Below are 20,786 nucleotides of genomic sequence, written 5' to 3'. Positions count from 1 at the left end.
CATGGAATAAACAATTTCGATTCGTTGAAGTGGAGGATGACGCAATGAAATTAGATCGCAGCAATGCAACACCGGCCGACGCCGCGCCGGCGCTCGATCGCATCGACCGCGCGATCCTGCGGCAGTTGCAGCAGGACGCATCGATCTCGAACGTGAGCCTCGCGGCGAAGGTGAAGCTGAGCGCGCCCGCGTGCCTGCGGCGTGTCGAGCGACTGAAGGAAATGGGGTTGATCCGCGGCATCGTCGCGTTGCTCGACCCGAAGCCGCTCGGGGCCGGGATGCTGGTCGTGATCGGCTTCGTGCTCGATCGCTCGACGCCGGAAGCGTTCGCCGCGTTCGAGAAGGCCGCGCAGAAAGTGTCGGGGTGCGTCGAGTGCCACGTCGTGACCGGCGAATTCGACTACTTCATGCTGGTGCGCACGCGCGACAACGACAGCTTCAACCGGCTGCACGCCGAGCAGCTGCTTTACCTGCCGGGTGTGCGGCAGGTGCGCTCGTTCATGGTGCTCAAGGAGATCTTGTCGACGCACGCGCTGCCGCTGTAGCGCGGCGGCATGCGTGACGAATGGCCGGCCGGGCGTGCTGCGTTACAGCAGCACGCCCGGCGGAAAAGGGAGAGATTGATGGCGTTGCCGAAAGGGGCAGCGTGGCGTGATGGAGAACGTGCGTGCGCTCAGCGCTGCCAGGGTGCGGCACCATCGGGCGATTGTGCACGCTTGCCGAGCCGTTCGCGCGCCGCGTGGACCACCTGCGCATCGATTTCACCGTCATCGGCCAGCGCCTTCAGCGCGGCAAGCACGATGCTCGCGCGATCGACCTCGAAGAACGCACGCAACGCTTCGCGCGTGTCGCTGCGGCCGAACCCGTCGGTACCGAGCGTCACGTAGCGGCGCGGCACATACGCGCGGATCAGCTCGGGCACGGCGCGCACGTAGTCGGTCGCGGCGATCACCGGGCCTTGCGTTGCCGCAAGCGTCCGCGTGACATACGGCTCATCCGCCGTCGCACAGAGCCGCGACAGCCGCTCGGCTTCCATCCCGTCGCGCTGCAGTTCGCTGAAGCTCGTCACGCTCCACACGTCTGCATCGATGTCCCATTCATCCTTCAGCATCCGCTGCGCGGCGAGCACTTCGCCGAGGATCGCGCCCGCGCCGAGCAACTGCACGCGCGCCGTTGCGTTCGAACCGGACGGCAGCCGGTGCATCCCCTTCAGGATGCCTTCGCGTCGCGCGGCCGCGTCGTCGTCGGGCATCGACGGCTGCGCGTAGTTCTCGTTCATGACGGTCACGTAATAGAACACGTCGCGCTGCTGCTCGACCATCTCGCGCATGCCGGCATCGACGATCGTCGCGACTTCGTATGCGAGCGCCGGATCGTACGCGCGGCAGTTCGGGATCGTCGAAGCGGCGAGATGGCTGCTGCCGTCCTGGTGCTGCAGGCCCTCGCCGCCGAGCGTCGTGCGGCCGGACGTCGCGCCGACGAGGAAGCCGCGCGAGCGCTGGTCGGCGGCCGCCCAGATCAGGTCGCCGATGCGCTGGAAGCCGAACATCGAGTAGTAGATGTAGAACGGCAGCATCGGCAGGTCGTGCACGCTGTACGCGGTCGCGGCGGCGATCCACGACGACACCGCGCCGGCCTCCGAAATCCCTTCCTCGAGAATCTGGCCGCGCGTGTCCTCGCGGTAGTACAGCATCGAGCCGAGATCCTCGGGCTCGTAGCGCTGCCCAAGCGGCGAATAGATGCCGACCTGCCGGAACAGGCTCGCCATCCCGAACGTGCGCGCTTCGTCCGCGACGATCGGCACGACGCGCGGGCCGAGCGCAGGATCCTTCAGCAGCGCGGCCAGCATGCGCACGAGCGCCATCGTCGTCGACATCTCGCGGTTCGCCGCTTCCAGCGCGAACGCACCCCAGGCCGGCATCGGCGGGACGGTCAGCCCCTTCGATGCCGCCATCCGCCTTCTGGGCAGATAGCCGCCCAGGGCAGCCCGGCGAGCATGCAGGTAACGCATCTCGCGGCTGTCTTCGGCCGGTTTGTAGAACGTGAGCTGCTCGACGTCGAGATCCGACAGCGGCAGGCGGAAGCGGTCGCGGAACGCCTTGAGGTCGTCGACGTCGAGCTTCTTCTGCTGGTGGGTCGTCATCCGCCCCTGGCCGGCCGCGCCCATCCCGTAACCTTTCATCGTCTTCGCGAGGATCACGGTCGGCTGGCCGCGATGGCCGAGCGCGCGCGCATACGCGGCGTGCAGCTTGCGCGCGTCGTGGCCGCCGCGGCGCAGGCGGTCGATCTCCGCGTCGGTGAGCTGGGCGGCGAGCGCGTCGAGCGTCGGGTCGCGGCTGAAGAAGCGTGCGCGGTTGTACGCGCCGTCGTTCGCGGAGAAGGTCTGGAACTGGCCGTCGACGGTATCGGCGAACGCACGGGCGAGGGCGCCCGCGTGATCGCGTGCGAACAGCGGATCCCAGTCGGAACCCCACAACACCTTGATCACGTTCCAGCCGGCGCCGGCGAACAGCGCCTCGAGCTCGTCGATCACGCGGCCGTTGCCGCGCACCGGGCCGTCGAGCCGCTGCAGGTTGCAGTTGATCACGAACACGAGGTTGTCGAGGCCGTCGCGCGCGGCGAGCGACAGCGCGCCGAGCGATTCGGGCTCGTCCATCTCGCCGTCGCCGAAGAAGCCCCACACGGTGCGGTTCGCGGTGTTCGCGAGGCCGCGATGCTGCAGGTAGCGCATGAAACGCGCCTGGTAGATCGCGTTGATCGGGCCGATGCCCATCGAGCCGGTCGGGAACTGCCAGAAGTCGGGCATCAGCCACGGATGCGGATACGAACACAGGCCGGGCCCGGCGATTTCGCGGCGGTAGTGCTTCAGGTGTTCCTCGTCGAGGAAGCCTTCGAGATACGCACGCGCATAGACGCCCGGCGACGAATGCGGCTGGAAGTAGACGAGGTCGCCGCCGGCGCCGCTTCCGTCGTTGTCGTCAGCCGTCGCCGCGCGGAAGAAATGGTTGAAGCCGACTTCGAACAGGTCGGACGCCGACGCGTAGCTCGCGATGTGGCCGCCGAGTTCGCCGTACGCGCGGTTCGCGCGCACGACCATCGCGAGCGCGTTCCAGCGCAGCGCGGCCGACAGCCGTTCTTCGAGATCGGCGTCGCCCGGATACGCCGGCTGCTCATGCGCGGCGATCGTGTTCACGTACGGCGTGACGGCTCCGCGTGCCGCCGCGAGCCCGCGCGTGTGCGCATGGGCGGCGAGCCGGTCGAGCAGGAATTGCGCGCGATCCTTGCCGACGTGCGCGACGACCGCATCGAGCGCTTCCAGCCATTCGGCGGTTTCTTCGGGGTCGGCATCGGCGTGCGCGAGGCCCGCGCGCCGCGTGGCGTCGATTCCGTTCGACAGGTCCGTCATCGCAGGTCTCCCGCGCGCCGGTTCGGGGCGGCGCGCAATCAGTGGCAATCGGTCGGATCATGCTACCCGCCGATCGGCAAAATATGCGTCTGATTTCATTGGGATTTCCATCGCGGATAGTGTAAATATTCCGGTTATGGCCACTCTTCCGGAATATTTCGACCATGAGCGCAAACCCGCGGCGGCTCGACCGCATCGACATCGGCATCCTGAACCAGCTTCAGCAGAACGCGCGGATCACGAACGCGGAACTCGCGAAGGCGGTGAACCTGTCGGCCACCCCGTGTTTCAACCGCGTGCGCGCGCTGGAGAAGCTCGGGCTGTTCCGGCAGCAGGTCACGCTGCTCGATCCCGAGCCGCTCGGGCTGCGGATCAACGTGTTCATCCAGGTCAGCCTGGAAAAGCAGGTCGAGGATGCGTTGCAGCGCTTCGAAGAGGCGATCTCGCACCGGCCCGAGGTGATGGAGTGCTATCTGATGTCGGGCGACGCCGATTACCTGCTGCGCGTCGTGATGCCCGACATGCGCACGCTCGAGCGCTTCATCATCGAGCGGCTGACGACGATCCCCGGCGTGTCGAACATCCGGTCGAGCTTCGCGCTGAAGCAGGTGCGCTACAAGACCGCGCTGCCGCTGCCGGCGGCGGGGCTCACGCTCGTCGATCCGGACGAAGCGGCGTCCGACTGGAGCTGAACGCGCCGGCCGTCGGGCTGTCCACGGGCTGACGCGGCGGTGACGATTCGATGACGAACGAATGCGCGCACACCGCGCATCGAACGAATCGCGTGAACGCCCCTCATACGTCAGTCGGATCGCTCTCGCGGCCACGACGTCGAGCGGGCAACGCGCGTATGCTCGTCCGGTCGACGGCGCAGGTGAATGCGCGGACGGTTCATGCATGTCTCGGTCAATCAACGAATGAGGGCATCATGGCAAGACAGACGATGGCGGAATATCTGGCGAAGACGCTGGCGGCAGCGGGCGTCGAGCGCATCTGGGGCGTGACGGGCGACAGCCTGAACGGCCTGTCGTTCAGCCTGGGCCAGATCGGCTCGATCCGCTGGATGCATACGCGGCACGAGGAAAGCGCCGCGTTCGCGGCCGGCGCCGATGCGGCGTCGACCGGGCGGCTCGCGGTGTGCGCGGGCAGCTGCGGCCCCGGCAACCTGCACCTGATCAACGGGCTGTACGACTGCCACCGCAATCACCAGCCGGTGCTCGCGATCGCCGCGCACATCCCGTCGACCGAGATCGGCCTCGGCTACTTCCAGGAAACCCATCCGCAGGAACTGTTCCGCGAGTGCAGCCACTTCGCCGAACTCGTGACGAATGCGTCGCAGTTTCCGCGCGTGCTCGCGCGGGCGATGCGCACCGCGATCGAGGAGCGCGGCGTCGCGGTGATCGTGCTGCCGGGCGATATCGCGCTCGGCGACGGCCCGGAAGAGGCGCCTGCGTGGAGCGAATCGTCGCCGCCGTCGATCCTGCCGGCCGATGCCGATCTCGACCGGCTCGCGGCGCTCCTCAACGCGTCGGACGCGGTCACGCTGCTGTGCGGCAGCGGCACGCAGGGCGCGCACGACGAAGTGGTCGCGCTGGCCGACACGCTCGGCGCACCGGTCGTGCATGCGTTGCGCGGCAAGCAGTTCGTCGAGTGGGACAACCCGTTCGACGTCGGAATGACGGGGCTGATCGGCTTCAGCTCGGGCTATCACGCGATGGAATCGTGCGACACGCTGCTGATGCTCGGCACGGATTTCCCGTACCGGCCGTTTTATCCGGCGAATGCGAAGGTCGCGCAGATCGACTGGAAGGGCTCGCAGCTCGGCCACCGCGCGCCGCTCGCGCTCGGCCTCGTCGGCACCGTGAAGGAAACGATCACGGCGCTGCTGCCGCGCCTGACGCGCAAGACGCAGCGGCGCTTCCTCGAGAATGCGCTGAAGCACTACGCGGCGGCGCGCCAGGGGCTCGACGATCTCGCGGTGGCCGAGCCGCCGGGCCGCGCGATTCATCCGCAGTACCTGACGAAGATCGTCGACGAAGTCGCGGCCGACGACGCGATTTTCACGGCCGACGTCGGCACGCCGACGCTGTGGGCCGCGCGCTACCTGACGATGAACGGCAAGCGGCAACTGCACGGGTCGTTCAATCACGGGTCGATGGCGAACGCGATGCCGCAGGCGCTCGGCGCGCAGGGCGCGCATCCGGGCCGGCAGGTCGTGTCGCTGTCCGGCGACGGCGGGCTGTCGATGCTGCTCGGCGATCTGCTGAGCGCGCGCCAGCTCAACCTGCCGATCAAGATCGTCGTGTACAACAACAGCCTGCTCGGCTTCGTGTCGATGGAACTGAAGGCGGCCGGCTATCTCGACACGAACGTCGACCTGAGTCCGACCGATTTCGCGGCGATCGCGAAGGGCGCGGGCATCTTCAGCGTGCGCGTCGAACATTCGGAGAACGTCGAGGAAGCACTGCGCATGGCGTTAGCGCATGACGGGCCGGCGGTGGTCGACGTCGTCACGTCGAAGTACGAGCTGGCGATGCCGCCGAAGATCGAGCTCGCGCATGCGAAGGGTTTCAGCCTGTTCATGCTGCGCGCGATCCTCAGCGGGCGCGGCGACGAGATCGTCGAGCTCGCGAGAACCAACCTGCGGTGAGGCGGGACGGGGCGCGTCGAGGCCGCGCCCGTTCTGCACAGCCGGTCGAACAACACGGAAGCATGGATATCCCGATTCGCGCCTATACGCCATCCGACCTGCACGCACTGTCGGCCATCTGGTTCGATGCATCGCTGCTCGCGCATCCGTTCCTCGGCGCTGCGCGCCTGCGCCGGCAGCGCACGCTCGTCGAGGACATCTACCTGCCTCGTTCGGAAACCTGGGTCGCGTGTCGAGCGGACGAGCCGGTGGGCTTCATCGGCCTGCTCGATGCGTCGATCGGCGGGTTGTTCGTCGCGCCGTCGATGCATGGCCACGGGATCGGCCGCGCGCTGGTCGAGCATGCGCTCGCGATCAAGGGCGCGCTCGACCTGGAGGTCTACGCCGACAATCGCGGCGCGTGCGCGTTTTACGAACGGCTGGGCTTCGAGGAAATTTCACGGCGCGACGAAGACGACGACGGCCTGCCGTTCGCGAACATCCTGATGCGTTCGACGCGCTGAACGCGCCGGCCAGATTCGCGTGCCGCGTGCGCTCAGTCCGCGGCTGCTTCGCGTCCGGCAGCTGCCCATTCGCGCACGGCTTCGATGAAGAGCCGCAGCGCGGCCGGTGGATGGCGGTTCGCCGGATAGTAGAGGCACAGGCCGTCGAAGGTCTGGCTCCACTCGGGCAGCACGCGCACCAGTTGTCCGGCTGCCAGGTGATCGGTCACGCGCGATTCCGCGACCCATGCGATCCCGATGCCGGACAGTGCGGCATCGATCATCAGGTTCTGGTTGCCGAGCGTCAGCGGCCCGTCGACATCGACGCTCACGCGCTTGCCGTCGCGCATCAGGTCCCAGCGATACAGTGCGCCGCTTTCGAACCGGAAGCGGATGCACGGGTAACGCGTGAGGTCCTGCGGGCTCTCCGGCGCGGCGTGCCGCGACAGGTAGGCGGGCGACGCCACCGCGACGAAGCGCATCGGATCGCCGAAGCGCACCGCGATCATGTCGCGCGGCACGTCTTCGTGCACGCGGATGCCGGCGTCGAAGCCGTGCTCGACGATGTCGATCAGCCGCGAATCGACGACGAATTCGACATGGATATCGGGATAGCGCGCGGCGAACGCCGGCAGCACGTGCAGGATCAGCGGACGCGAGGCCGCTTCCGATGCGCTGATCCGGATCTGGCCGGACGGCCGGTTGCGGGCGGTCGCGGCATCGTTCAGCGCATCCTCGAGATCGACCACCGCGGGCCGTACGCGCAACAGCAGCTGTTCGCCGGCTTCCGTCAGCGCGACGGAACGCGTCGTGCGGTTGAACAGGCGCACGCCGAGCCGCGCTTCGAGGTGGCGGATCGCATGGCTCAGCGCCGACGGCGAGACGCCCAGGATGCGCGCCGCCCCGCTGAAGCTGCGCTGCTCCGCGATCGTGATGAAAGTCGTCAGTTCGCCGATGCCCGTGCGCAGCATTTGTGAAATTTCCTCAATAACGCATGAAATGGTACGCCGATTGTTGAGCGGTATCCATCAACCTACACTGGTTTCCTCGACATTCGCCTTCAACTTTCGGCAGGAGCAAGTGATGCAAAAACGTGCACTGGGAAACAGCGGCCTCGAAGTCTCGGCAATCGGGCTCGGCTGCATGGGATTGAGTTACGGCTACGGCCCGGCGACCGACAAGACCAGCGCCGTCGCGCTGATTCGTGCCGCGTTCGAGCGTGGCGTGACGTTCTTCGATACGGCGGAAGCGTATGGCCCGTTCGTCAACGAGGAACTGGTCGGCGAGGCGGTTGCGCCGTTTCGCGACCAGGTCGTGATCGCCACCAAGTTCGGCTTCGAGAACGGCGAGGCGATGAAGGGCGTCGACAGCCGGCCGTCGCATATCCGTGAGGTGGCCGAGGCGGCGCTGAAGCGGCTGAAGGTCGATCGCATCGATCTGTTCTATCAGCATCGCGTCGATCCGAACGTGCCGATCGAGGACGTGGCCGGCACGGTCAAGGACCTGATCCGCGAGGGCAAGGTCGCGCACTTCGGGCTGTCGGAAGCCGGCGAGCAGACGATTCGCCGCGCGCACGCGGTGCAACCGGTCGCCGCGCTGCAGAGCGAGTACTCGCTGTGGTGGCGCGAGCCGGAGGCGCGGATTCTGCCGACGCTCGAGGAACTCGGCATCGGCTTCGTGCCGTTCAGCCCGCTCGGGAAAGGCTTCCTGACTGGCGCGATCGATGCGAACACGACGTTCGCCGACAACGATTTCCGCAATGTCGTGCCGCGGTTCTCCGAGGAAAACCGCAAGGCCAATGCGGGCCTCGTCGATCTGCTCGGCCGGATCGCGACCGACAAAGGCGCGACGCGCGCGCAGATCGCGCTGGCGTGGCTGCTGGCCCGCAAACCGTGGATCGTGCCGATTCCGGGCACGACGAAGCTGCACCGGCTCGACGAGAACGTCGGCGCGGCCGCCGTCACGCTGACGGCCGACGATCTCGCCGCGATCGAGGCCGCGCTGCAGCAGATCCGGATCGTCGGCGAACGTTACCCCGCGCACCTGCAGCAGCGCGTCGACCGCTGACCGGGCGCCCGGCGGCCGATCGGGCACGAATTGATCAGGCAAATCAGGGACAATCTTCACGTCGCCTTAAGTTTGCGTTTCCTAGAATCGATTTGATCGTCGCTCTTCCTGCGACGGACCGATTCGTCCAGGAGGATGCGCATGCCAACGCCCCGTGTCGCCGTAGCGCTGTTTCATGAAGCCGCCGGCACGTCGAAGCCGACGGCGCAACCGCTCAAGGTCTGCCGATGATGTGGCCGAACGCGTGGCGGGTCTCGGCACTGTTCGTGCGCGAGTGGGTCGGCCGGCCGGCCGCGGTGGGCGCGTTGTGCCCGAGTTCGCGGCACCTGGCGCGCGAGATGGCCGACGCGGTGCCGGACGGCGACGGGCTGGTCGTCGAACTCGGCGGCGGCACCGGCGCGATCACCGCGGCATTGCTCGAGCGCGGCGTCGCGCCGCAGCGCCTCGTCGTGGTCGAACGCGCGCCGGCGTTTGTGCAGCACCTGCGACGGCGCTTTCCCGGGATCTCGATCGTGTCGGGCGATGCGCGGCAGCTCGAACGACTGCTGCCGCCCGATGCGCGCGTCGATGCGATCGTGTCGTGCCTGCCGCTGCGCACGCTGCCGCGCGAGGCCGTGACGGCGATCGTCGACCAATGCCATCGCGTGCTGTCGGCCGACGGCGTGATGATCCAGTTCACGTACGACCTGCGGCCGCCTAGCCGTCATCCGCTCGGCGATCCGGCATTCGTTACCCGCGACAGCCGCATCGTCTGGGCAAATATCCCGCCGGCGCGCATCGTGACCGTACGCTGCGCCGCCGCCGAACACGCCGGCTGACCCGGCCGTGCGCGAGGCGGCCGGACACGGCGCTTCGATGGATTCTTTCATCAGCCATACGAATCCTTCCAATTACCATTCACATTGACGTCACATCCGGTTCCTACCATCGCCTTTCATTTCGAAAGCATCAACGGCGGGGAGAACCGGTACATGAATCGAATCAAAATGGCGGCGCTGCTGTGTGCCGGCGCCTTTGCGCTGGCCGGCTGCGGCAGCGACGACGGCCCGACCAGCTCGACGCCCGCGCCCGTGAAGGCGGCGGCGCGCAACGTGATCTTCTTCCTTGGCGACGGGATGGGGATGACGACGCTGACGGCCGCGCGCATCTACGGCGTCGGCGAAGACGGCGCGCTCACGATCGACACGCTGCCGGAAACCGCGTTCGTGAAGACCTACTCGAACGACGCACAGGTGACGGACAGCGCGCCGTCGATGTCGGCGTACATGACCGGCGTGAAGACCAACAACGAAGTGATCTCGATGTCGCCGGACACGAAGGCGATCGAGCCGACGGCCGGCCTCACCGGCAACTGCGGCGCGAACAACGGCAAGTCGGCAGCGACGTTGCTCGAAATCGCGAAGGCGAAGGGGCTGGCCACCGGTGTCGTGACGACCACCCGCGTCACGCACGCGACGCCTGCTGCGACCTATGCGCACGTGTGCCATCGCGATGCCGAGAACGACATCGCCGCGCAGCTCGTGCCGGGCGGCGCGGGCTACAACGGCGCGCTGGGTGACGGCGTCGACGTCGTGCTCGGCGGCGGCACGCAGTTCTTCGTGCCGAAGGACGGCGGCGGCAAGCGCACCGACGGCCGCAACCTGGTTAACGAGCTGAAGGCGAAGGGCTACGCGGTCGCGCAGAACCGCGACGATCTGCTGTCCGCCGACGCGACGAAGAGCGGCAAGCTGGTCGGCCTGTTCTCGTCGAGCCACATGAGCTACGACCTCGATCGCGGCGCGACCAAAGAGCCGAGCCTCACCGACATGGCGACGCGTGCGCTCGACGTGCTGCAGAACAACCCGAACGGCTATTTCCTGATGGTCGAGGGCGGCCGGATCGATCACGCGCTGCACGACACCAATGCGAAGCGCGCGCTGCAGGACACGGTTGCGTTCGACAACGCGATCAAGGCGACGCTCGACAAGGTGCGCAAGACCGATCCCGACCTGAAGAACACGCTGATCGTCGTCACGGCCGATCACGACCACACGCTGGTGCTGAACGGCTATGCGGCGCGCACCGGCAAGACCGAAGCGGGCAAGCCCGGTGTGCTCGGCGTGCTGCGCAGCTATCAGACGGGCGCGATCGCGAAGGACGCGGACGGCGCGCCGTACACGATCATCGGCTTCGGCAACGGCGAGAACCGCGTGCAGGGCAGCCGCGCGGGCACCGCGCTCACCGATGCGGTGACGGGCGCCGACGACTATCGCCAGGAGGCGGTGGTGCGGATGGACAAGGGCAACGAGACGCACGGCGGCACCGATGTGTTCCTCGGTGCGATCGGTCGCGGCGCGGATGCGTTCCACGGCGTGATCGAGAACAACAAGGTTTTCGAGCTGGTGCGCAACGCGGTGCAGCTTTGAGCGCCGACAACACGGGTACAGGGGAATACAGGATGTCGACCATCAAATGCATCGCGGCGGCGCTGGCCGTCGCGGGTTTCGCGTGCGGCGCGGCGCAGGCCGCCGGCCAGGCGAAGAACGTGATTTTCTTTCTCGGCGACGGCATGGGGCCGACGACGGTGACGGCGAGCCGGATCTACAAGGTCGGTGAGTCGGGACAACTGACGATGGAGAAGCTGGCCCGCACCGCGCGCGTCAAGACCTTCTCGAACGACGCGCAGACGACCGACAGCGCACCGTCGATGGCCGCGTACATGACCGGCGTGAAGATGAACAACGAAGTGCTGTCGATGTCGTCCGACACGCGGGCGGTCGCGCCGGGCAATGACGCCAACGGCAACAAGACGGTCAACAACTGCGCGCCGGGTAACGGTCAGCCGGTCTCGACGCTGCTGGAACTGGCGAAGGCACGCGGCAAGGCGGTCGGCGCGATCACGACGACCGAGCTCACGCACGCGACGCCGGCCGCGACCTATTCGCACATCTGCCATCGCGATGCGCAGTACGACATCGCCGCGCAGGCGGCACCGGGCGGCGCCGGCTACAACGCGGCGCTCGGCGACGGCGTCGACGTGCTGATGGGCGGCGGCCGCAACCACTGGACGCCGTTCGATTCGGTGTCGAACAAGCGCGGGCGCGCGGACGGGCGCAACCTGCTCAACGAAATGAAGACGAAGGGCTACACGGTCGTCGCGACCAAGGATCAGCTCGCGCAGGCCGGCAACGGCAAGCTGGTCGGCCTCTTCAGTTCGACGAGCCATCTCGAGTATGAACTCGACCGCGTCGCGGGCAAGGGCGAAGGGCCGACGCAGCCGAGCCTGGCCGACATGACGTCGAAGGCGATCGACGTGTTGTCGAAGAATTCGAACGGCTATTTCCTGATGGTCGAAGGCGGCCGGATCGATCACGCGCTGCACGGCACCAACGCGAAGCGCGCGCTCGAGGATACGGCGGCGTTCGACGAAGCGATCCGCGTCGCGCTGTCGAAGGTCGACCTGTCGAATACGCTGATCGTCGTGACGGCCGACCACGACCACACGATGACGATCAACGGCTATTCGAAGCGCGGCAATCCCATTCTCGACATCAGCCGCAACTATCGCGATGGCCAGCCGAGCAAGGATGCCGACGGCAATACCTACACGACGCTCGTGTTCGGCAACGGCGCGAACCGGCCGAACGTGCGCACGTCGGTCGATTCGGCCACCGCGACGAACGAGGCGTATCTGCAGGAAGTCGGCGTGCGGATGGGCAGCGCGGGTTCCGAGACGCACGGCGGCGGCGACGTGATGCTGTTTGCCGACGGCGCGGACGCGAAGGCGTTCAAGGGCACGATCGACAACACGAAGGTGTTCGGTCTCGTGCGCTCGGCGTTCGGCTTCTGAGCCCGATGATCGCGTGTATGAACGGGAACGATCGATGAAACGTCAGCTTCTCTGTGCGCTCGCTTGCGGACTGGCCGCGCTGCCGGCCTTTGCCGCGGCCGATCTCGACGCCGTGTTGCAGCACGAAAGCCGTACGGTCACGGCCGACGGCGTGACGCGCACGACGTCGTATCGCGAACGGATGGTGCGGCGCGACGGGCACGTGTGGGTCGAGCGCGTGCTGCCCGCCGCGGTGGCGGGCGGCAGTCATGGCGACGATCACGACCATGACCACGACGCCGGCCGGCGCGCCGGTGTGCAGCCGGCCGCGGCTCACGCGGGCCACAAGCACTTCAACTTCCAGGCGGCCGCGCGGCACGTCACGTACGACGGCAAGACGGCGCGCATCGAGTACGTGGACGCCGCGAACCGGACGGTCGTCAGCGTGCCGCCGGCCGAGTACGAAACCACGGGCTTCGACGGCTCGTGGGACAACGCGTACTACGTCACGCCGCCGTCGCAGCTGAAGCGGCTCGCGGTCGCGAAGCGCGGCAATGCGCCCGGTACCGTCTGGTACGAGCAGGCGGTCGACACGCCCGGTGCGCGCGGGGTGAACCGGATCCTGTGGAGCGAACGGCTGCAGGCGCCGCTGTCGGTCGAATACCGGAGTGCGGACGGGCGCGCCGTACGCAAGCTGACGCTGACGCCGGCACCGGCTGCGCGGCGGGACACGCTGCCGTGGCAAACGCTCGCCGGTTACGCGCGCAAGGAATACGCGGATTATCTCGATTGATCGAAGTGTCGTTGGCGGGGCTTGCGGTCAGGCCGGCCGTATCGTTGCACGATACGGCCGGGTCCTGGCCGATTTTTCTTTGCTCGCCGTCATGCGCGGGACGCTACACGCGCGCACTGTCCGTCACGTGCGCCGCCGGCCGTAACGCGACCCGCTTGATCAAGCGGTCGAGCGGCGCCGCATAACCACGCGCGATCGCCGTGCTCAATCCGGCCGACAGCGCCAGATACGCGACGAGCAACGCGAGCTTGCCGTCGCCGTGCATCGCCGAAGGCGGCCGGAACGTGCGCAGCGCGCCGAGCACGATCAGGTGGAACAGATACAGCTCGTAGCTGAGCCGGCCGCTCCAGCGCAGCGCCGCGAGCACGCGGCCGTGTGCGGGTGCGCGTTCGGCATGCGCACCGATCAGCAGCGCGGCCGTGCCGAGCGCCATTGCGGAGACTCCGAGTACGTGGCTTTCGGCGATCGGCCACGCGAGATAGAGCACGGCCATCAGCGCCGCGACGAGCCATTGCACGGGCGCGGCCGCCAGCCGCTGCCAGTGCGCGCGCTCGGCCAGCAGCGCGGTGCAGCAGCCGATCGCGATGCCGTCGAAGCACGCGAAGTACGCGTAGAGGAACCCGCCTTCGTCGCCCGGATGCGTGTAGCGGTACACGGGACCGATCGCCGCAATCAGCAGCCAGAACGCGACCAGCCGCGCGTCGCGGCGCAACGCGATGCACAGCAGCGGAAACGACAGGTAGAACACCTCTTCGACCGACAGCGACCACAGCACGCCGAGTGCGTAATTGACCCATCCGTACGCGCCGATCAGCACGTTCATCCAGAACGTGAGCGATGCGAGATTCACGAGCCAGTACGACACGGCGATGCCCTGCGGCGCATGGTTCGTGAAGATCGGTACGCCGGCTGCCGCGAGGCCGTTGACGAGCGCGAGCAGCAGGAGCAGGCAGGGGACGATCCGCGCGACACGCGACACATAGAACGCGCGCACGTCGAGCGCGCCGAGGCTGCCCCAGCGGCGGCGCGCATTCGACGTGATCAGGTAGCCCGAGATCGCGAAGAACATCGTCACGCCGTAGTTGCCGTTGCGCACGATCGCATGGATCGCATCCCAGCCGAACACGCGCGCGAGCGCCGTGTCGCGCAGCGGATACGCGATGTTGAAGTGATGTAGCAGCACGAGCAGGATCGACACGCCGCGCAGCAGGTCGATCCGAGCGTTACGCGGCCCGGCGCTCATTGTGCGCGGCCCGGTTCGGCAAGCGCCGGCAGCGCGGCGAGGAACGTGTCGCGCGAGCGCAGGCCGGCATTCGGCGTCTGCCGCTTGTCGTCCTGGATCAGGTTCGCGAATACCAGCGTGCGCGGCCCCTTCGTGGCCCAGCCGACGAACCAGCCGTACGCGTGCGCGGCGTCGTACTTGAGGCCCGGCGAGCCGGTGCCGGTCTTGCCGTGCACGGTCCAGCCGCCCGGTTGCGCGTCGATCAGCGTGATGCGCTCGGTCATGTCGGTTGCGTGCGCGCTGACGGGCAGCGTGCGGCGCACGATCTTGCGCATGAACGCGACCTGTTCGAGCGGCGAGATCCGCAGCGAAGAGTTGACCCACGCACCCATCACGCCGCTCAGTTCGCCTTGCTTGCTGGTGACGTCGGCGTTGCCGTAGCCGAACGCGCTCGTGTACTGCTGGAAGCGTGCCTGCCCGAGCGCCTGTGCGACCTGCTCCGAATACCAGAAGACCGACAGCTTGATCCAGCGCGCCGGGTCGGTGGGCTCGCGCCACGGCGCACCGCCCCAGTCGGGGTAGCCCGCGTGGAAGTCGAGCGTGGGTGTGTGCTCGTCCTTCAGCACGCCGGCATCGAAGCCCATCAGGCTGATGGCGACCTTGAACGTCGACGCGGGCGTCACGCGGGTCGCGCAGTCGCCCTGCTGCACGAGCACCTGGCCGGTGGCGGCGTCGGCGACGACGGTACAGACGGGACGGGCCTGAGAGGATGCGGCGGCCAGGAGGCCTGCGGCGAAGGTGAACAGCGTGCGACACCAGTACTTCAAGTGCGGCTCCTTGAGCGGGCGGACCGTGCGCGGGGCGGGCGGAAAGCGGGACGCCGTGCGCAACCGAAGCGGCGGCCGGTATCGGGGATGATGCGAAGCGCGGCCGTCGGGATGGTACACAGTGTATCGGTGGAACGCCGGCACCCGAACTGTCATGGTTGTCAGCGCGCGCGGCTTTCGGCGGATCCGGCCACGCGTTGCGTCATCCATGAAAAAACCCGCCGGCAGGCTTGCACCTGCGGGCGGGCGAAGACACCTCGGGCCGACCGGCGCGGGTGTCGCGTGAAGAACGGAGAACCGGGTTGCGTCAGAACTTGTGGCGCAGCGCGAGACGCACGGCCAACTGGTTCGACGTGGACGAGGGCGCGTCGGTGCCGGGGATGAACGCGTTGTCGAGGATCGAGTTCGTCTTGTCGCCGGCGATGTGCTGGTACGCGGCCTGCACGTACACGTCGGTGCGCTTCGACAGGTTGTAGTCGGCCATCAGCCCGACCGAGTGGATCTTCGGCTTCGCGTCGCCGGTCGAGGCGTCGTATTTCTCGAGCGACAGCACGTACTGCGCGCCGACCATGAACGCCGGCGTGATCTGGTACGACCCGTTCACCTCGAAGTTCTGGTACTTGATCGCACTGACCGTCGCCCCCGGCGCGATGATCGCGCCCGGTGTGCCGAGATAGCCGTTGCCGGTCGGGTTCTTGTAGTTCGAGTTCGTGTACGCGAAGCCGACCGTCGCGGGCCCGAACGTGTAGTTGATGCCCGCGCCGAACACGCGCATGCGCTCCGCGATGTAGCTCGCGTCGTTCGCGGTGATCGCGCCGGCCGAGCCGTCGCCCGGATGGTTCGCCTGCAGGTACGCGGCGCCGATCAGGAGCCCGTTGTTCTGGTACTGCGCGCCGAAGCTGTACGCACGGTTGTCCGAGAAGCTCGTGCTGTTGCTGAAGCTGTACGCGCCGCCGAACGTGAAGCCGCCGAAATTCGGGCTCGCGTACTTGACCGTGTTGTCGAGGCGGAACGAGTTGTCGGTGTTGTCGTTGTCGAACGGGTGCGCGAGCAGGTAGCCGCCCCAGTTGCCGTTGGCGGTGGTCGGCGCGAGATAGTCGACGACAGAGTCGTACTGGCGGCCGAACGTCAGCGTGCCGTACTGCGTCTGGCTCAGGCCGACGTACGCCTGGCGGCCGAACATGCGGCCGCCCTGGCCGAGCTTGCCGCTGTTCACGTCGAAGCCGTTTTCGAGCTGGAAGATCGCCTTCATGCCGCCGCCGAGATCCTCGTTGCCCTTCAGGCCCCAGCGGCTGCCCTGCGCGTAGCCGCTCGCCATCTCGTAGACGTGGCCGGTGCCGACGTTGTTCGTGTAGTTCAGGCCTTCGTCGATCACGCCGTACAGCGTGACGCTGCTTTGCGCGAACACGGGCGTGGCGAAGGTTGCCGTTACGGCGAGCGCCGTCAGGGTCTTTTTCATTGATGAGATCTCCGGGATATCCAGCTTGTATCGGTTGTCGTGAGCGCGTCCGGCGAGGCGCACCCCGTCATCCGGGGCGATCCGGCGCAGCGCGCGCGGCGCCGGATCGCGCGATGCGCGGCGGCGCGGCAACGGGCGGCGTCGGGCCGTGTCTCCTCCGATGACACCGCGCATTCTTCCCAAGCCGAAAAGGAATCGAAAGCGAGTAATTTCGATGGATGGAATCGGGTTCGCCAATGGGGCGCGACGGGTTGTTTCGATGGCCGGAACGGCGTGCGCGATGCCGTCGGCCGATGCCGGCCGGGCAACCGTCGCGCGGGGGCCAGATGCAGCCGGCACCGGGCCGCGCCAGGCTTTGCCAGATCGGCCGGGAAGCCCGCCCGGCGGGGCTGGCAGGGTTTCCGGGGATCGATTGGCGCTGCCGATTGCAATGATCGGAATTACTCGTTTCCCTAAACAAATTGGCCGCTCAAACATGCAGGCTGACCGGGCGTGGATGCGTTCACGATTCGCCGGCCGCCGCGCATGCCGCGACGCACAAACAACAGATTCGATTCGGAGACGACCCACCATGCAGATTCGACGACTGAAAACGGTCCTTCTCGCCGCCGCGGCGATCCTGTCCGCGCCCGCGGCCCACGCGGCCGCCGGCGCGTGCGCCGACGGCAAGACGGTCCATTTCGCGGGCATCACGTGGGAGAGCGGGTCGTTCGCGACCGAGGTGCTGCGGCAGATCATGGAGAAGGGCTACGGCTGCAAGACGGACGTCGTGCCGGGCAGCACGGCCGCGACCGAAACGGCGCTCGCGCGCAACGACCTGCAGATCTGGGCCGAGCAGTGGACGGGCCGCAGCGAGATCACCGCGAAGGCCGTCGCGTCGGGTGCCGTGAAGCTGATCGGCGACACGCTGCCGGGCGGCACGACCGAAGGCTGGTTCGTGCCCGACTACGTGGTGAAGGGCGACCCGGCGCGCAACATCAAGCCGGTCGCGCCGGGGCTCGTGTCGGTCGACGATCTGCCGAAGTACAAGCAGGTGTTCGCCGACGAGGAGGAGCCGGACAAGGGCCGCTTCCTGAATTGCCCGACCGGCTGGGACTGCGAGCGCGTGAACACGCGCCTGCTGCGCGTGCTGAAGCTCGACCAGTCGTACACGAACTTCCATCCGGGCACGGGGGCGGCGCTGGACGCCGCGATCGCGTCCGCGTACCAGCGCGGCGCGCCGATCGTGTTCTATTACTGGGGCCCGGCCGCGCTGATGGCGAAATACAAGTTCACCGCGCTGAAGATGCCGGCCTATAACGAAGCCTGCTGGAAGACGCTGCGCGACGAGAGCAGCACGCACCAGTGCGCGTCGTCATACATGGTGTCGCGGCTCACGGTCGGCGTGTCGAAGCCGTTCGCCGATGCGAACCCCGACCTCGTCGGCGTATTCGGCAAGGTGCGTTTTCCGATGGACTTCCTGAACCAGACGATCCTCGAGATGACGACGAAGAAGATCGACGGCGCGGCAATGGCCACGCAGTTCCTGAAGACCCGCCCGGACATGTGGAAGCAGTGGGTGCCGGCCGACGTCGCGCAGAAGATCGCCGGCAGCCTGAAGGGCGCGTAACCTGCGCGCGGCGGCGGGCCCGCGCTCGCCGCCGCCGTCACGCGCCTTCGCGGCGCGACGGAGAATCAAGATGAATGGCTTCTTCCTGCACCTGTCGATCGCCGACTGGGTCAACAGCGCGCTCGAGACTTTCGTCGCGCAATACGGCGACAGTTTTCATCACTTCAGCGTGCTGGTGCTGCGCTACCTGCTGGTACCGCTCGAGGGTGCGCTGCGTGTGGCGCCGCCGTGGCTCGTGCTGGTGGTCGTCGGTGCGATCGCGTGGAATGCGACGCGCCGCATCGGCCTCGGCGCGCTCTTCATGCTGCTGCTCTACGCGATCGGCTGCTTCGGCCTGTGGGACAAGCTGATGCAGACGCTCGCGCTGATGCTCGTCGCGACGGTGCTGTCGGTTGCGGTCGGCGTGCCGGTCGGCATTCTGGCCTCGCGCAGCGCCTGGTTGCGCCGGATGCTGCTGCCGGTGCTCGACGTGATGCAGACATTGCCGAGCTTCGTGTACCTGATCCCGGTGCTGATGCTGTTCGGCCTCGGCAAGGTGCCCGCGATCCTCGCGACGATCATCTACGCGCTGCCGCCGCTGATCCGCCTGACCGATCTCGGCATCCGCCAGGTCGATCCGGACGTGACGGAAGCCGCGCGCGCGTTCGGCACCACGCGCTGGCAATTGCTCGTCAACGTGCAGTTGCCGCTCGCACGGCCGAGCATCATGGCCGGCATCAACCAGACGACGATGATGGCGCTGTCGATGGTCGTGATCGCGTCGATGATCGGTTCCCGCGGGCTCGGCGAGGACGTGCTGGCCGGCATCCAGACGCTCGACGTCGGCAAGGGCACGCAGGCCGGCCTTGCGATCGTGATTCTCGCGATCGTGATCGACCGGATCAGCCAGGGCTTCGGCCAGGAACGGCGCGCGCGGCGACGGCTCGCGCAGCAGCGCCGGCAGAAGGGCGCGTCGCGCGTGCCGTACCGGCTGCCGCGCAAGGCGTCGGCGGCGGGCGTCGATTCGAATCAGGCGACGCAGTCGTCGCGCGCATAGGAACGGAGACAGACATGGAGACCATCGACGTCAAACACGTGTACAAGCTGTTCGGGCCGCCGGCTGTGCATGCGCGCGTGCTCGACCTGCTGCGGGCCGGCAAGCGCAAGGCCGACGTGCTGGCCGAAACCGGCTGCAACGTCGGGCTCAACGACGTGAGCCTCGGCATCGAATCCGGCGAGATCTTCGTGATCATGGGACTGTCGGGCTCCGGGAAGTCGACGCTCGTGCGGCACTTCAACCGGCTGATCGAGCCGACGGCCGGCGAGATCGTGATCGACGGCCGCGACGTGATCAAGCTCGATGCGCACGGGCTGCGCGAGCTGCGCCGCTTCAAGGTCAGCATGGTGTTCCAGAACTTCGGGCTGCTGCCGCACCAGACCGTGCTCGACAACGCCGCGTATGCGCTGCGCACGCGCGGCGAGAAGCGGCACGACGCGGCCGACGCGGCGCGCAACTGGCTGACGAAGGTCGGGCTCGACGGTTACGGCGATCATTACCCGGACGAGCTGTCGGGCGGGATGCGGCAGCGCGTCGGGCTGGCGCGCGCGCTGGCGGCCGACACCGACGTGCTGCTGATGGACGAGGCGTTCTCGGCGCTGGATCCGCTGATTCGCACCGAGATGCAGGATCAGCTGCTCGAACTGCAGGCGACGCTGGCGAAGACGATCGTGTTCATCACGCACGATCTCGACGAGGCGCTGCGCATCGGCGACCGGATCGCGATCCTGCGCGACGGCGCGCTCGTGCAGGTCGGCACGCCGGACGATATTCTGTCGCGGCCGGCGGATGATTATGTGCGGAGGTTTGTGGAGAAGCGGACGAGTGTGAACTGAACAATCGCGGCAGGATGTGAGAAAGGCGCACTGCGTATCGCGGTGCGCCTTTTTGCTTGCGGCGAGCGCGCCGATGCTGGCCTTTATTGGCGGTTGACGAACGCGTTGCCGGAAAGTCTGACACGATGCACCTCAGCCACAATGTCCGTGGCGACGGGCGGGCGCATCAGCGGCTGCAGGCTGAACGGTATGGATGCGGGAGGGCAACAGCGTGGTAAGCAAGTTCAATGTGAATGGGAAGACAATCGCGAACTGGCCGGCGTTTCACGACTTCTTCGTGGAGACCTTTCGTTTCCCGGCTTATTACGGCCGGAACATGGATGCATGGAACGATTGCATGAGCGATTACTGCTACGAGCACGGCATGGTGTCGCTTCACATCGACGATGCAGCCGAACTGAAGGCGATGAACCGGGAGGTCTTTGACGCGCTCGTGGAGTGCAGTGCGTTCATCAATTGGCGGGCGACGAAAGCAGGCGGCGACCCGTTGATGGTGTTGTCTTTCTGGGCATAGATTGCCGGGACGATCGATAAAGCAGAACCCCGGTACGGGTCATCCGTACCGGGGTCGTCGCCCATTCTGATCTGTTG

General features: G+C 67.2%; 18 protein-coding genes. 13 read left to right on the top strand and 5 right to left on the bottom strand.

The genetic code is table 11. The features are described from left to right. Positions 1 to 44 precede the first annotated feature (44 nt). On the top strand, positions 45 to 545 hold the full coding sequence (locus AC5LXK_RS30365; protein ID WP_493392336.1) for an Lrp/AsnC family transcriptional regulator: 501 nt from the start codon (positions 45 to 47) through the stop codon (positions 543 to 545). Positions 546 to 673: 128 nt separating this feature from the next. On the opposite strand, the gene mdeB is transcribed toward AC5LXK_RS30365, so the two are convergent. After that, complete coding sequence (gene mdeB, locus AC5LXK_RS30360) at positions 674 to 3,406, bottom strand: alpha-ketoglutarate dehydrogenase (protein WP_493392335.1); 2,733 nt, start codon at positions 3,404 to 3,406, stop codon at positions 674 to 676. Positions 3,407 to 3,570: 164 nt separating this feature from the next. Here mdeB and AC5LXK_RS30355 point away from each other — a divergent pair, with 164 nt between their 5' ends. The 3 genes from AC5LXK_RS30355 to AC5LXK_RS30345 all read left to right on the top strand — a co-directional run bounded on the left by AC5LXK_RS30355 (position 3,571) and on the right by AC5LXK_RS30345 (position 6,559). Further along, a complete protein-coding gene (locus AC5LXK_RS30355) occupies positions 3,571 to 4,098 on the top strand; it encodes an Lrp/AsnC family transcriptional regulator (RefSeq protein WP_493392334.1) in 528 nt (175 codons plus the stop codon). Positions 4,099 to 4,334: 236 nt separating this feature from the next. Beyond that, the gene (gene poxB, locus AC5LXK_RS30350; RefSeq protein ID WP_493392333.1) at positions 4,335 to 6,056 is read left to right on the top strand and encodes a ubiquinone-dependent pyruvate dehydrogenase; all 1,722 of its coding nucleotides are present in this window, start codon (positions 4,335 to 4,337) and stop codon (positions 6,054 to 6,056) included. 62 nt (positions 6,057 to 6,118) lie between these two features. Further along, positions 6,119 to 6,559: a GNAT family N-acetyltransferase gene (locus AC5LXK_RS30345; protein ID WP_493392332.1), complete on the top strand. Its 441-nt coding sequence runs from the start codon at positions 6,119 to 6,121 to the stop codon at positions 6,557 to 6,559. A 32-nt stretch (positions 6,560 to 6,591) separates the two neighbouring features. Here the strand turns inward: AC5LXK_RS30345 and AC5LXK_RS30340 are convergent, their stop codons facing one another. Then, entirely contained in the window at positions 6,592 to 7,509 is a 918-nt protein-coding gene (locus tag AC5LXK_RS30340) for a LysR family transcriptional regulator (protein ID WP_493392331.1), read from the bottom strand. A gap of 112 nt (positions 7,510 to 7,621) precedes the next feature. On the opposite strand from AC5LXK_RS30340, the gene AC5LXK_RS30335 reads away from it, so the two are divergent. From AC5LXK_RS30335 to AC5LXK_RS30315, 5 genes are all read left to right on the top strand, one after another. After that, complete coding sequence (locus AC5LXK_RS30335) at positions 7,622 to 8,605, top strand: aldo/keto reductase (protein ID WP_493392330.1); 984 nt, start codon at positions 7,622 to 7,624, stop codon at positions 8,603 to 8,605. A 227-nt stretch (positions 8,606 to 8,832) separates the two neighbouring features. Next, positions 8,833 to 9,423, top strand: a complete 591-nt coding sequence (locus tag AC5LXK_RS30330) for a class I SAM-dependent methyltransferase (RefSeq protein WP_493392329.1) — start codon at positions 8,833 to 8,835, stop codon at positions 9,421 to 9,423. Positions 9,424 to 9,576: 153 nt separating this feature from the next. Next, positions 9,577 to 11,010 carry an alkaline phosphatase gene (locus AC5LXK_RS30325; RefSeq protein ID WP_493392328.1) on the top strand — a complete coding sequence of 478 codons (1,434 nt, stop codon included), beginning with the start codon at positions 9,577 to 9,579 and terminating at the stop codon, positions 11,008 to 11,010. 32 nt (positions 11,011 to 11,042) lie between these two features. After that, a complete protein-coding gene (locus AC5LXK_RS30320; protein ID WP_493392327.1) occupies positions 11,043 to 12,434 on the top strand; it encodes an alkaline phosphatase in 1,392 nt (463 codons plus the stop codon). A 34-nt stretch (positions 12,435 to 12,468) separates the two neighbouring features. Continuing rightward, on the top strand, positions 12,469 to 13,206 hold the full coding sequence (locus AC5LXK_RS30315; protein WP_493392326.1) for a hypothetical protein: 738 nt from the start codon (positions 12,469 to 12,471) through the stop codon (positions 13,204 to 13,206). Positions 13,207 to 13,309: 103 nt separating this feature from the next. Here AC5LXK_RS30315 and AC5LXK_RS30310 read toward each other — a convergent pair whose 3' ends face one another. From AC5LXK_RS30310 to AC5LXK_RS30300, 3 genes are all read right to left on the bottom strand, one after another. Further along, a complete protein-coding gene (locus AC5LXK_RS30310) occupies positions 13,310 to 14,449 on the bottom strand; it encodes an acyltransferase family protein (RefSeq protein WP_493392325.1) in 1,140 nt (379 codons plus the stop codon). Next, complete coding sequence (gene blaOXA, locus AC5LXK_RS30305; RefSeq protein WP_493392324.1) at positions 14,446 to 15,255, bottom strand: OXA-1043 family class D beta-lactamase; 810 nt, start codon at positions 15,253 to 15,255, stop codon at positions 14,446 to 14,448. Before blaOXA ends, AC5LXK_RS30310 begins: the two co-directional genes overlap by 4 nt. Before the next feature lie 307 nt (positions 15,256 to 15,562). Next, on the bottom strand, positions 15,563 to 16,714 hold the full coding sequence (locus AC5LXK_RS30300; protein ID WP_493392323.1) for a porin: 1,152 nt from the start codon (positions 16,712 to 16,714) through the stop codon (positions 15,563 to 15,565). Between the two features lie 571 nt (positions 16,715 to 17,285). On the opposite strand from AC5LXK_RS30300, the gene AC5LXK_RS30295 reads away from it, so the two are divergent. The 4 genes from AC5LXK_RS30295 (at position 17,286) to AC5LXK_RS30280 (ending at position 20,709) form a co-directional block, all read left to right on the top strand. After that, complete coding sequence (locus tag AC5LXK_RS30295; RefSeq protein ID WP_493392322.1) at positions 17,286 to 18,323, top strand: ABC transporter substrate-binding protein; 1,038 nt, start codon at positions 17,286 to 17,288, stop codon at positions 18,321 to 18,323. Between the two features lie 70 nt (positions 18,324 to 18,393). Continuing rightward, complete coding sequence (locus tag AC5LXK_RS30290; protein ID WP_493392321.1) at positions 18,394 to 19,359, top strand: ABC transporter permease; 966 nt, start codon at positions 18,394 to 18,396, stop codon at positions 19,357 to 19,359. 14 nt (positions 19,360 to 19,373) lie between these two features. Then, on the top strand, positions 19,374 to 20,195 hold the full coding sequence (locus AC5LXK_RS30285) for a quaternary amine ABC transporter ATP-binding protein (RefSeq protein ID WP_493392320.1): 822 nt from the start codon (positions 19,374 to 19,376) through the stop codon (positions 20,193 to 20,195). 211 nt (positions 20,196 to 20,406) lie between these two features. Beyond that, positions 20,407 to 20,709, top strand: coding sequence for a barstar family protein (locus AC5LXK_RS30280; RefSeq protein WP_493392319.1), 303 nt, complete (start codon positions 20,407 to 20,409; stop codon positions 20,707 to 20,709). Positions 20,710 to 20,786 lie beyond the last annotated feature (77 nt).

Source organism: Burkholderia pulmonis, assembly GCF_984667975.1.
This window is presented reverse-complemented; position numbering and strand designations above follow the sequence as displayed.

Coding starts and splice junctions, on each gene's coding strand:
- AC5LXK_RS30365 (WP_493392336.1), top strand. CDS start 45: ATGAAATTAGATCGCAGCAATGCAACACCGGCCGACGCCGCGCCGGCG.
- mdeB (WP_493392335.1), bottom strand. CDS start 3,406: ATGACGGACCTGTCGAACGGAATCGACGCCACGCGGCGCGCGGGCCTC.
- AC5LXK_RS30355 (WP_493392334.1), top strand. CDS start 3,571: ATGAGCGCAAACCCGCGGCGGCTCGACCGCATCGACATCGGCATCCTG.
- poxB (WP_493392333.1), top strand. CDS start 4,335: ATGGCAAGACAGACGATGGCGGAATATCTGGCGAAGACGCTGGCGGCA.
- AC5LXK_RS30345 (WP_493392332.1), top strand. CDS start 6,119: ATGGATATCCCGATTCGCGCCTATACGCCATCCGACCTGCACGCACTG.
- AC5LXK_RS30340 (WP_493392331.1), bottom strand. CDS start 7,509: ATGCTGCGCACGGGCATCGGCGAACTGACGACTTTCATCACGATCGCG.
- AC5LXK_RS30335 (WP_493392330.1), top strand. CDS start 7,622: ATGCAAAAACGTGCACTGGGAAACAGCGGCCTCGAAGTCTCGGCAATC.
- AC5LXK_RS30330 (WP_493392329.1), top strand. CDS start 8,833: ATGATGTGGCCGAACGCGTGGCGGGTCTCGGCACTGTTCGTGCGCGAG.
- AC5LXK_RS30325 (WP_493392328.1), top strand. CDS start 9,577: ATGAATCGAATCAAAATGGCGGCGCTGCTGTGTGCCGGCGCCTTTGCG.
- AC5LXK_RS30320 (WP_493392327.1), top strand. CDS start 11,043: ATGTCGACCATCAAATGCATCGCGGCGGCGCTGGCCGTCGCGGGTTTC.
- AC5LXK_RS30315 (WP_493392326.1), top strand. CDS start 12,469: ATGAAACGTCAGCTTCTCTGTGCGCTCGCTTGCGGACTGGCCGCGCTG.
- AC5LXK_RS30310 (WP_493392325.1), bottom strand. CDS start 14,449: ATGAGCGCCGGGCCGCGTAACGCTCGGATCGACCTGCTGCGCGGCGTG.
- AC5LXK_RS30300 (WP_493392323.1), bottom strand. CDS start 16,714: ATGAAAAAGACCCTGACGGCGCTCGCCGTAACGGCAACCTTCGCCACG.
- AC5LXK_RS30295 (WP_493392322.1), top strand. CDS start 17,286: ATGCAGATTCGACGACTGAAAACGGTCCTTCTCGCCGCCGCGGCGATC.
- AC5LXK_RS30290 (WP_493392321.1), top strand. CDS start 18,394: ATGAATGGCTTCTTCCTGCACCTGTCGATCGCCGACTGGGTCAACAGC.
- AC5LXK_RS30285 (WP_493392320.1), top strand. CDS start 19,374: ATGGAGACCATCGACGTCAAACACGTGTACAAGCTGTTCGGGCCGCCG.